Below are 10,783 nucleotides of genomic sequence, written 5' to 3'. Positions count from 1 at the left end.
CTCCAACCAGGAGCGCCGCGACGCCCTTGCCCCCTGGATCGAGCACTACAACACTGAACGCGGACACACCGCGCTCAACGGTCTACCTCCAACCAGCCGACTGTCATGAACCTGTCTGCCACCAACACCTAGGCCGCCGTCGCCGTGGGACGGCCCCGTCCGTTTACTGGAGTCCCACCCGGACGTCAGTGCCGCGTGCCACACTGAGCCCATGCACGCACGCGCAGGACAGCCTGCTCAGACAGAAGACCTCATCGACGTCGACGAGGTCGTCAACGCCTACTACGAGCTCGTTCCGGACCCGGCCGTCCCCGAGCAGAAGGTCGTCTTCGGGACCTCGGGCCATCGCGGCTCCTCCCTCGACACCGCCTTCAACGAGGCCCACATCGTCGCCACCACCGCCGCGATCGTCGAGTACCGCCGCTCGCAGGGCACCGACGGCGTCCTCTACATCGGCCGCGACACCCACGCCCTGTCCGAGCCGGCCTGGCGCACCGCCATCGAGGTCCTCGCCGGCGCCGGCGTCACCACCGCGGTGGACGCCCGCGGCTCCTACACGCCGACCCCGGCCGTCTCCCACTCGATCCTCCTGGCCAACGGCGCCGGGACCGAGACGGGCGTGCGGACCACCGGACCGGGCCTGGCCGACGGAATCGTCGTCACCCCGTCCCACAACCCGCCCCGCGACGGTGGCTTCAAGTACAACCCGCCGCACGGCGGCCCCGCCGACTCCGACGCCACGAGCTGGATCGCCAACCGCGCCAACGAGCTCCTGGCGGACGGCTGGAAGGACGTCAAGCGCGTCCCGATCCAGGAGGCCCTCGACGGCAACTACGTCGTCAAGCACGACTACCTCGAGACCTACGTCGCGGACCTCGAGAACGTCATCGACATGGACGCGATCCGCGAGGCGGGCGTGCGCATCGGCGCGGACCCGCTCGGCGGCGCCTCGGTGGACTACTGGGCCGCGATCGGCGAGCGCTACGGCCTCGACCTCACGGTCGTCAACCCGGAGGTCGACCCGGCCTGGCACTTCATGACGCTGGACTGGGACGGCAAGATCCGCATGGACTGCTCCTCGCCCAACGCCATGGCCTCGCTGCGGGGCGCCATGACGCCGGACGCCGAGGGCAAGACCCCCTACGACGTCGCCACGGGCAACGACGCCGACTCCGACCGCCACGGCATCGTGACGCCGGACGGCCTCATGAACCCGAACCACTACCTGGCCGTCGCCATCGAGTACCTCTTCACGCACCGCCCCGGCTGGCCCGAGACCGCCGCCGTCGGCAAGACCCTCGTGTCGTCCTCCCTCATCGACCGGGTCGTCGCCGACATGGGCCGCACGCTCATCGAGGTGCCCGTCGGCTTCAAGCACTTCGTGCCGGGCCTCATCGACGGCTCCGTCGGCTTCGGCGGCGAGGAGTCCGCGGGAGCGTCCTTCCTCCGCAAGGACGGCTCCGTGTGGACGACGGACAAGGACGGCATCATCCTGGCGCTGCTCGCCTCCGAGATCATCGCCATCACGGGCAAGACCCCGTCGCAGCTGCACGAGGAGCAGGTGGAGCGCTTCGGCGCCTCGGCCTACGCCCGCATCGACGCCCCGGCCACGAAGCCGCAGAAGGCGAAGCTCGCGGCCCTCTCCCCCGAGGACGTCACCGCGACCGAGCTGGCCGGCGAGCCCATCACCGCGAAGCTCGTCCGCGCCCCCGGCAACGACGCGCCGATCGGCGGCCTCAAGGTGACGACGGAGAACGCCTGGTTCGCGGCGCGCCCGTCCGGCACCGAGGACGTCTACAAGATCTACGCCGAGTCCTTCAAGGGCGCCGAGCACCTCGCCGAGGTGCAGGAGGAGGCCAAGAAGGTCGTCGCCGCCGCACTCGGCGAGTGACGCGCTGACCGTCACCGGCTGGGCTGAGCAAGGCTGAGCCGGCTGGAGCACCGCGAGCGCCGTCGGACCGTGAGGGTCCGACGGCGCTCGTGCGTTCCGGCGCCGAGGCGGAGTGACGGCGGACCGAGGCTGAGGCAGCGACTCAGGCGGCGGCCCCGCGTGGGCTCGCTGCGCCCGAACGCCCCATGCACGGTCCTCCAGCCGGAGGTCGATCGTCAGCCCACCCGTCGACAGCTTGTTTCACGTGAATCAGGCGGACGACCACGGGGTGAGTGGGCGGGCGAGACCGCCGGGGACGCCTCGCACGGACGTGCCGTCAACCTGACGATCCGTCCGCTCAAGTGCCGGAACGCTCCGTGCTTATTAGGGTGACGGCGTGACACAGTCCCGCCCGTCTCAGCCCTCGCAGCCCGACCGCCTGCGCTCCCACCAGTCCCGCCCCGGCCCGGACGACGACGTCCTCCTCTCCACCGGCGAGGCCGCCGGGGAACGCAGCACCCACGTCGGTCGTACCCAGGAGGACGGGAGCGTCGTCGTCGACGACGCCGTCGTGAGCCACCCCGGGCAGGTCGGCGACGCCGTCGGGAACCGGTACGACGGCGGCGAGGCCGCGGCGACGCGGCGCGCCCCCTCCCAGCAGTCACTCCCGGGCCCCGAGGACGACGTCATGCTCGCCACCGGCCGCCCGCGTGAGGCCGGGACCGCCATCGGCGCCGTCACCTCCACCACGAAGGGCGCCGTCAAGCAGCGCGTCGCCAAGGAGAAGGCCACGCAGGAGCGCATCCGCCGGCAGCCTGGGCGCAAGGCCTGGGTCCCGAACCAGCACGGCGCCTGGGCGATGCTCGTCATGCCCGCGATCGTCGGCTGGGTCGTGGGCGGCTTCTCCTGGAAGAACCTGCTGCTCGTGCCCGCCTGGCTCGGCGCCTACCTCACGTACTGGGCGTGGTCCCAGTGGCTGCGCACCCGGTCGCCGCGCCGCCGAAAGCTCCTCATTCCGCCGCTCGTCGTCTACACGGGCTTCACGGCGGTGCTCGGGCTCATCACGATCCTCGCCGCGCCGTACCTGCTGCAGTGGGCCGTCGTCTTCCTCCCCCTGTTCCTCATCGCCGGGTGGGAGGTGTGGCGCGGACGCGAGCGCTCGCTCCTGTCCGGACTGTCGACGACGGCGGCCGCGAGCCTCATGGCGGCCGTGACCTACCAGCTCGCCGTCGGTGGCAAGGGCGGCTTCCTCGGGACGGGCGCCGGCGCGGAGGCGCTGCGCGGGACGAGCCCGAACGGGCTGCTCACCGGCTGGCCGTGGATGTGGCTCGTGACGGCGTCCGTCGTGGCGTACTTCTGCCTGTCGGTGCCCTACATCAAGCTCATGATCCGCGAGCGCTTCAACACGAGGCTGCTCGCCTGGACGGTGGGCGTGCACGCGGTCTGCGCGGCGGCCGCGGTGTGGCTCGCGACCGGCGGCTACCTCGGCTGGGGCCACGCGATCCTGTGGGTGGCGCTCGCGGTGCGGTCCTGGTGGATGCCGCGCAAGCAGTGGCAGCTCGTGCGCGAGACCCACAAGCCGCTGCGCCCCGGCACGATGGGCATCGTCGAGATGGTCCTCGAGGTGATCTTCCTGCTGACCATCGCGACCTGGTGAGGCGCTAGCGCACGCCTGCCGCCCGTCCCCAGGCAGCCACCGCCCCGTCGGGCATGCTCCTGCGCCAGCCCACCCAGCACCAGCCGAGCCCGGTTCGGACCACGTAGCCGCGTCTGGACCACCTGAGCCGCCGGCCGGCGTGGTCCGCACTGCGCCGGGTGGTCCAAAGACGCGCTGGGGGCCGGGCGCGAGACGGCACGTCAGCCGCGCGAGCCGGTCCAGGTGTCGAGCGCGGCGAGGAGGCGGTCGTCGTCCTCGCGGGTCCCGATGGACACGCGCACGCCCTCGCCGACGAAGGGGCGCGCCAGCACGCCCGCGGCAGCGAGGTGCGCGTTGAGGGCGGCCGTCTCCTGCCCCACGGCGAGCCAGTAGAAGTTGCCCTGCGCGTCGGGCACGGTCCAGCCGCGCTCCCGCAGCACGCGGACCACCCGGTCGCGCTCCTCGGCGACGATGCCGGCACGCCGCGCCGTCTCTGCGAGGACCTCCGGGTCGAGGGCGGCGACAGCGGCCGCCTGGGCCGGCAGGTTGACGCCGAAGGGCGTGGCGACGGCCCGGATCGCGGAGATGATCCCGGGCTCGGCGATGAGGTAGCCGACCCGCATGCCGGCCAGGGCGTGGGCCTTGGAGAAGGTGCGGGAGACGACGAGGTTCGGGTGGCCGTCGAGCAGGTCGAGGGCGTCGCCCACAGCGTCGTCGGTGACGAAGTCGAGGTAGGCCTCGTCGACGAGGAGCAGCACGTCCTCGGGGACGCCGTCGACGAGCTGGCGCAGCTCCGCGGCGGTGAGTGCCGGGCCCGTGGGGTTGTTGGGCGAGCAGGACATGACGACGCGGGTGCGCGGGGTGATCACGTCGAGCATGGCGGGGACGTCGTGGCGGCCGTCAGCGGTGACGGGGACCTTGACGGCGGTGGCGCCGGCGACGACGACGCAGATCGGGTACGCCTCGAAGGAGCGCCAGGGCAGGACAACCTCGTCGCCCTCGTCGCAGACGGTGTCGAGGACGTGCTGGATGAGGGCGACGGACCCGTTGCCGACGACGACCTGCTCCGGGGTGACGCCCTGGTCGCTGTAGCGGGCTGCGATCGCCGCGACGAGAGAGTCACCGGCCATCTGCGGGTAGCGGTTGATCCCGGCGGCGGCGCGGGCGACAGCCTCGACGACGGCGTCCTGCGCGGGAAAGGGCAGCTCGTTGCTGGAGAGCTTGGCGACGTCGTCGCTGCCGGGGCGGGCGCCGGGGACGTAGGCGGGCAGCGCCGTGATCGCGTCGCGGACGTGGACGGTGGTGCCGGTGCTGCGCGGGGTGTCGGGCGTGCTCATGCGGGCAGTCTGGCACCGGGGCGCCCGTGACGCCGGGCGCGGTCGCGTGCGGAGACGCGCGTTCCCGGCGCCGAATCCTCAGCCTCGTCCCAGGGGCGGCTGCGAGAATGTCGGCATGGAGCTCCTCGCGCGCACGGTCGGGAACGCGGCCGGGCTGTGGCTGGCGGTCGCCGTCGTCACGGGCCTGTCGATCCCGGGCAACCCGTCCCTCGGCCTCACCATCGTCAACCTGCTCGTCGTGGGCCTCGTGCTCGCGCTGGTCAACTCGATCGTCAAGCCGATCGCCAAGACCCTCGCCTTCCCGCTCTACGTCCTGACCTTCGGGCTCTTCGCCCTCGTCGTCAACGGCCTCATGCTGCTGCTGACGAGCAAGGTGACGGACGCGCTGGTCGGTGTCGGCAGCTCGGCGGGCGTCGCGCTCGGCCTGCACGCGGAGACCTTCGGCGCAGCCGTCATCGGCTCCGTCATCGTCTCGGTCATCTCCGCGATCGTCGTCGGCGTCATCGGGCCCCGCGAGGACTGAGGTCGCGGTGGGCCCGCGGCCCTGACGAGGGCGGCCGGCAGGCACGCTCACCTCACGCAGCCACTCCCCTCTCCTCCGAGCACGACTCAGTCCCTCCACGGCACGCCACCTGCCCGGCCGGTGCCGTGGTCGTCCTGCGCGGCGAGCTCGCGAACGGTCTCGCGCGTCGTCTCCGACGCCGACCGGCCGAGCGCCTCATACCCGGCCCAGCCCGAGTCGAGGACCCCGGCGGCCGCGGGCACGACCTTCTCGTACCCGTCCCAGCCCTGCTCGACGGTGTTCGCCACGGTACCGCTGACGACCTCGTAGCCGTCCCAACCCGCCGCGACGGTCCGGTCGACGACCTCGTCGGTCCGCTCCCACGCGGTCTCCGGCGTCTCGCGCTCGACGTCGAAGACGAGCTCCGCGGTCCGCGCCCCCTTCTCCCCCGCACCGGTGACGGCGTCGAGCCGCTCGTTCCAGGCGTCGACAGCAGGGTCCCCGCCGAGTCCGTCGACGGCGTCGGCGTACTCGAGCGCCCCGTGCGGGTAGGCGCTGCGCCCGACCTCGGTCGTGTCGAGGGTGACGGTCATGCGGGTCGGCGAGGAGGGATTGTCGGCGCCGTCCGTGCCGGGAACGGCGTCGCCCGCGTTCTCGAGGTGCAGGGCGTGGACGCTCGCGGGGACGGCCGCGCCCGCGACGGGTCCGCCCGCGGTCAGGAGCGTCGTGACGTTGTAGCGGTCGAGGACGGCGGGGTCGGAGGCGAGGTTCGCGGCGGTGATGGCGCCCTGCGAGTGGCCGTAGAGCGCAACCTCCTCCCCCGGCGCGATGCCGGCCTGGCGCATGGCGGTGACGACGGCGCTCTCCATGTCCGTGGGCATCCCGGCGACCGCCTCGAGGTTGGTGAGCATGTCCTGCGGGTTGGAGTCGCCGCCGTCCCAGTCGGTCGTCCCGGGCACGAGGACGGTCCACGAGCGGTGCCCGTCGGCGTGGTCGGTGCGGAGAATCCCCACGACGCCGGTCGACGGGTCCGCGTCGTCGTGCTTGAGCGCGTTGGAGGCCCGGATGACGCCGGCGGCCCCCACGGGCACGGTGGCGGCCCCGACGGGTTCAGCGCTCCCAACGGCGGTGCGCAGGCCGCGCGGGTCGGCGGCGTCGCGCGGGACGGTGACGGCGGCGCCGCCGTGGGGCATGACGGTGACGCCGGTGCGCGCGCCGTAGCGGAGGGCGCCGCTGGCGGCCATCGTGGTGGCGAGGTAGGCGGCGACTCGCTGGACGGGGGTGAGCTCGTCGGTGTCGATGGTGCCGGAGCCGTGCGGGAGCCGGTCGGGGAGGTGCCCGCGGATCTCGGGGTCGAGGCGGGTGGCCGTCTGCGCGAGGTAGGTCTGAACGGTCTCGCCCTCCTCGCCGGTGCGGGCCCGTTGCGCCCAGAGGCCGAGGACGGCGATCGCGAGGAGGTCCTGGCGGGCCCAGTCGGCGAGGTTCTCGTCGGCGAGGACGCCGGACAGTCCGTGGAGGACGTCGGCGGCCTCGTCGGGCAGGAGCATGCCGTCGAGGGTGAGGACCTCGGCTGCGGCGACGCCGGCGACGGCCCGCTCGTCGAGGCTCGTGCGTGCGGCGACGACCCCGGAGACCCCCGAGAGGAGGCCGAGGACGGCGGGTGTGGTCCAGCCCTGGGAGGCGGCCTGCTCGGCGCCGGCGTAGACCTCGGACGTGGTGGCGAGGTCGGTGGCGAGGTCGCGCAGCCGGGTGGCGGCGTCGGCGAGGGAGCCGGGGCCGGCGGTGAGCGCGTCGAGGGCGTCGAGGGCGTCGGACCGCAGGACCTCGAAGGCGAGGCCCGCGGAGACGCTCGAAGCGAGACCAGGGCTGTGCGGCGCGAGGGCGGTCCAGGCCGCGCCCACCTGTGAGGCCGCCACCGGGCCACCGACAGCCGGGCCGAAGGAGGGGAGGGTGGCGACGCCGTCGTACCAGGCGGAGAAGGGCGTGCGGGTGGGGTCGGCGACGCCGTCGGGCTCGGGTGGGGCGACGGCGGCGGAGACCTGGGCGCTGGCGACCTGGACCTGGGTCAGGGCGTCGTCGAGCCAGCCGGCGGCGGTCGTGAGGGAGGCGGCGAGGTCGTCGAGCTCAGCGGTGTCGACGGCGGTGTCGCCTCCGCGGACGGTGGCGGTGACGCCGCCGGCGATGCCGGGCCAGGTGAGGGGGCGGGCCCCGGCGCCGGTGGGCGCGAGCGGGAGGCCGGTGGCGTCCGGCCCGGCGACGGCGGTGCCGGGGCCGGTCGCATAGGGCGCAGTCCCAGCGACGGCGGAGGCCGCGGTGGGCATGGCGGAGGCGGTGCCCGGTGGCGCGGCGGAACCGGTGCCCACGGGGTCGGTGCGTGGCGTGGCGAGGGCGGTCACGGGGTCACCGCCGCGCACTGGGTGGTGGCGGGGTCCGCGGCGTCGAGGGCGGCGACGGCCGCCTGCGCGGTGTCGAGCAGCCCGGGGAGTCCTGCGAGGAGGCTGCGGACCTCGTCCAGGGCGGTCTGGCAGGCAGTGGCGGCGGTGCCGGTCCAGGAGGCGGGGACGGCGTCGGGGACGAGCGCGACGCCGGTATCGACGTCGTCGCGGGCGAGGGCGACGTGGAGGGTGCTCATGCCTCGACGTTAGGAGCGGCGCCGTGGGCGGTGTCGGGCACGCCGTCAACCCTGGGGGCGGACCCCTCACGGCGCCGCCTGTGGGGTCCGGCGCGTGACCGGGCCCTCGCAGCCCCGGCCCGCGCACCGCACCGGGCCACCACGTGCCACGTGTTTAGACCACCTGCGTGAATGTGGACCACCCCAGCCACTGGCTCAGGTGGTCCAAACACGGCACGGTGGTCCGAATCCAGCACCGTGGTCCGAACGCGGGGAGTCACGGGCACGGCACGGTGGTCCAAACGCGGGCGGGCCGGCCGCACCGTGCGCAGTCAGCGCCGCGCGAGGTTGGGGCGCAAGGCGCCAGCCCGCCCTCATCGCAGGTCGCGGCGACCCGTCGGCCAGGCCCCCGCGGCGGCGAGCAGCACGGCGAGCACGAGCATGACCGCGGCACCGGTCCAGGAGACACCGTCGGCGCCCAGCCCGAGCGCGAGCACCCGAGGTGAGTGCGTGAGCGGGGAGAGGTCGCGCACCCACTGCGGCAGGTCGAGGGCGCCCGCGAGCGCCGAGACGCACGCCGCCGCCGCGTACAGCGTCCAGCCGACGGCCCCGGCGGCCCGGCCGATCCCGATGAGCAGCGCGCCGGTCCCGATGAGCACGAGGCACGCGGGCCAGGCGCCGAGCGACGCAAGCAGGGTGTCGCGGGCGAGGGCCCAGTCGCCGGCGGTCGCCGCCCCGGTCACCCCGAGGCACGCGCCGCCCACAACCAGCACAGCGAGACTGCCGCCCGCGGCCACCAGGACGCCGTCGACCAGCCGGGTCGCGCGGGCCCGCGGGGCGGTGACAAAGACGTCGGCCCGTCCGCCCAGCTCCTCGCGCCAGACGGACAGCACGAGCCCGACGCCGGCCGCCGCGCCCAGGAGGACGACGTAGAGCAGCACGGTGTCGAGGAAGCTCCGCGGCGTGAGGTGCCCGCCGAGGAAGGCCTGCAGGTACGGGGACTGCTCGAGCATCCGGCCGAGGGTGTCCTGCACCGAGCCGGTGAGGCTGCCGTACAGGAGGCCGACGACGACGCCCGCCACCACCCACCACGCGAGAGCGGTGCCGCGCGTGCGCAGGGCGAGGGCGAGGTGGCCGCGCGGTCCGGGACGGTCGGCGCCAGGCGCCTCGGGCAGCGGGAACGACGGCGCGCCGATGTCGCGGCGGGTGGACAGGCGCAGCGCGACCAGCCCCACGACGTCGGCGACCACCACGGGCACCAGCAGCCACCACCACCGGTTCACGGTCCACGGGCCGGTGGCCTGGGCCCAGCCGATCGGGGACAGCAGCGAGATCCAGCCGCCGGGTCGGTCGGAGACGCGCAGGACGTCGCCGAGCGCGCGGGTCTCGAAGGCGGCGAGGAGCGCCAGCAGCGACAGCCCCCGGGCGGCCCGTGCGGAGGGGGCGAGCTGAGCGAGGAGGAGGGCGGTCGTGCCCATGACGGCGCCGACGCCGGCCGCAGCCCCCGCGAAGAGGAAGGAGCCGCCCACGGCGGAGCCTCCGAGCAGCAGGCCGACGAGGACCGCGATCCCGACGACCGTGAGCTCCATGTCCAGGACCAGGAGGACGACGCCGCCCTCAGCCCCGCGCCGCAGGGCGCCCGCCCGGACGAGCTCGGCCTGGCCGGTCTCCTCGGTGGCGCGGGTGTGGCGGATGACGGTGAGGATCGCGAGGACCGCGGCGCCGAGGGCCACGTAGAGCAGGACCTCGTTGGCGACGATCGCGGAGACGGCGGGAGCCGTCGTTGGGTCACCGGCGGCAGCGCGCTCCAGCCCGAGGCCGGGGCCGGTGAAGGCGGCGACGCCGGGGGTGCGCTCCAGGGCGCCCGCGGCGGCGCGCAGGGCCGTCGTCGAGTAGGTGTCGCGCAGGGCGGCGCAGGAGTACCAGGCGAGCACCCCAAGCCCGAGCGCCCACACGGCGAGGCCGCGCGCCTCGCGCCGCAGGATCGCGCGGGCCAGGGAGGCGGCAGCGAGGAGCTCGGCGAACCGGTCGGTGAGCTCGGGGGCGCTCACACCGTCGGCGTCCTGCACGCTCATGCGACGCCCTCGCGCGCGTGGGCGAGGAAGACCGCCTCGAGGTCGGTCCCCGGCGTCAGGACGACGTCGTCGACGGCCCGGCCGTGCAGGACGATCGCCGCCCGCGAGGCCAGCGCCTCCACCTCGCTCAGGACGTGGCTCGACAGGAGGACGGCGGTGCCGCGGCCGGCGGCCTCGCGCACGAGCTGGCGGAAGACCTCCTCCATGAGGGGGTCGAGGCCGGAGGTCGGCTCGTCGAGGACGAGGAGGTCGACGTCGACGCTGAAGGCGGCCGCGAGCGCGACCTTCTGGAGGTTGCCGGTGGAGTAGGAGCGGACCTTGCGGGAGGGGTCGAGGTCGAGTCGCTCGATGACCTCGTCGCGGCGGGCCGGGTGCTGGTAAAGACCGCGCAGCCCCTCGAGGGCGTCGAGCGCCTGGGCGCCGGTGAGGCTCGGCCAGAGCGAGGCGTGGGCGGGGACGTGGGCGACGCGGCGGTGGACGGCGACGGCATCGTCCCAGGGGTCCAGGCCGAGGACGCGGGCGGTGCCGCCGTCGGCGCGGATGAGACCGAGGAGCGTGCGGATCGTCGTCGTCTTGCCGGCACCGTTGGGCCCGAGGAAGCCGACCACCTCTCCGGGCGCGACGGTGAGGTCGAGGCCGTCGAGGGCGGTGACGGCGCGGCGGCCGCGCCCGAAGGTCTTGGTGAGGCCGCGGACCTCGACGGCGGGCTCATCCGCTGACGGCTTGCTCATGCCCTGATTCTCGCGCGCCCA

9 protein-coding genes are annotated in these 10,783 nt (G+C 74.4%); 4 read left to right on the top strand and 5 right to left on the bottom strand.

What is annotated here, in order from left to right; genetic code table 11:
• The 3 genes from IXW69_RS03830 to IXW69_RS03820 form a co-directional block, all read left to right on the top strand.
• Positions 1 to 109 (top strand): integrase core domain-containing protein (locus tag IXW69_RS03830; RefSeq protein ID WP_194784358.1); only part of this gene is annotated, 109 nt, incomplete at its 5' end.
• 102 nt (positions 110 to 211) lie between these two features.
• The gene (pgm, locus tag IXW69_RS03825) at positions 212 to 1,891 is read left to right on the top strand and encodes a phosphoglucomutase (alpha-D-glucose-1,6-bisphosphate-dependent) (RefSeq protein ID WP_194785046.1); all 1,680 of its coding nucleotides are present in this window, start codon (positions 212 to 214) and stop codon (positions 1,889 to 1,891) included.
• 376 nt (positions 1,892 to 2,267) lie between these two features.
• Positions 2,268 to 3,527, top strand: coding sequence for a YwiC-like family protein (locus tag IXW69_RS03820; protein WP_323745159.1), 1,260 nt, complete (start codon positions 2,268 to 2,270; stop codon positions 3,525 to 3,527).
• A gap of 200 nt (positions 3,528 to 3,727) precedes the next feature.
• Here IXW69_RS03820 and hisC read toward each other — a convergent pair whose 3' ends face one another.
• The gene (hisC, locus tag IXW69_RS03815; RefSeq protein ID WP_194785045.1) at positions 3,728 to 4,843 is read right to left on the bottom strand and encodes a histidinol-phosphate transaminase; all 1,116 of its coding nucleotides are present in this window, start codon (positions 4,841 to 4,843) and stop codon (positions 3,728 to 3,730) included.
• 115 nt (positions 4,844 to 4,958) lie between these two features.
• Between hisC and IXW69_RS03810 the strand changes: the two genes are divergently transcribed.
• Positions 4,959 to 5,366 (top strand): phage holin family protein, encoded by a 408-nt coding sequence (locus tag IXW69_RS03810; protein ID WP_194785044.1) that lies wholly within the window; start codon positions 4,959 to 4,961, stop codon positions 5,364 to 5,366.
• Positions 5,367 to 5,452: 86 nt separating this feature from the next.
• Here IXW69_RS03810 and IXW69_RS03805 read toward each other — a convergent pair whose 3' ends face one another.
• From IXW69_RS03805 to IXW69_RS03790, 4 genes are all read right to left on the bottom strand, one after another.
• Positions 5,453 to 7,741, bottom strand: a complete 2,289-nt coding sequence (locus tag IXW69_RS03805) for a hypothetical protein (protein WP_194785043.1) — start codon at positions 7,739 to 7,741, stop codon at positions 5,453 to 5,455.
• Entirely contained in the window at positions 7,738 to 7,977 is a 240-nt protein-coding gene (locus tag IXW69_RS03800; RefSeq protein ID WP_194785042.1) for a hypothetical protein, read from the bottom strand. Before IXW69_RS03800 ends, IXW69_RS03805 begins: the two co-directional genes overlap by 4 nt.
• 353 nt (positions 7,978 to 8,330) lie before the next feature.
• Positions 8,331 to 10,031, bottom strand: a complete 1,701-nt coding sequence (locus tag IXW69_RS03795; protein ID WP_194785041.1) for a hypothetical protein — start codon at positions 10,029 to 10,031, stop codon at positions 8,331 to 8,333.
• Positions 10,028 to 10,762, bottom strand: a complete 735-nt coding sequence (locus tag IXW69_RS03790) for an ABC transporter ATP-binding protein (RefSeq protein WP_194785040.1) — start codon at positions 10,760 to 10,762, stop codon at positions 10,028 to 10,030. The genes IXW69_RS03795 and IXW69_RS03790 overlap by 4 nt, the downstream gene beginning before the upstream one ends.
• Between the last annotated feature and the right edge of the window lie 21 nt (positions 10,763 to 10,783).

It is taken from the genome of Actinomyces haliotis, assembly GCF_015355765.1.
GTDB classification, from domain to species: Bacteria; Actinomycetota; Actinomycetes; order Actinomycetales; family Actinomycetaceae; genus Actinomyces; species Actinomyces haliotis.
The sequence above is the reverse complement of the archived record's forward strand: the minus strand, read 5'-3'. Positions and strand labels throughout refer to the sequence as shown.

Bases quoted from the DNA above. Each gene is read 5' to 3' on its own strand.
- pgm (WP_194785046.1), top strand. From the start codon at position 212: ATGCACGCACGCGCAGGACAGCCTGCTCAGACAGAAGACCTCATCGAC.
- hisC (WP_194785045.1), bottom strand. From the start codon at position 4,843: ATGAGCACGCCCGACACCCCGCGCAGCACCGGCACCACCGTCCACGTC.
- IXW69_RS03795 (WP_194785041.1), bottom strand. From the start codon at position 10,031: ATGAGCGTGCAGGACGCCGACGGTGTGAGCGCCCCCGAGCTCACCGAC.
- IXW69_RS03800 (WP_194785042.1), bottom strand. From the start codon at position 7,977: ATGAGCACCCTCCACGTCGCCCTCGCCCGCGACGACGTCGATACCGGC.
- IXW69_RS03790 (WP_194785040.1), bottom strand. From the start codon at position 10,762: ATGAGCAAGCCGTCAGCGGATGAGCCCGCCGTCGAGGTCCGCGGCCTC.
- IXW69_RS03810 (WP_194785044.1), top strand. From the start codon at position 4,959: ATGGAGCTCCTCGCGCGCACGGTCGGGAACGCGGCCGGGCTGTGGCTG.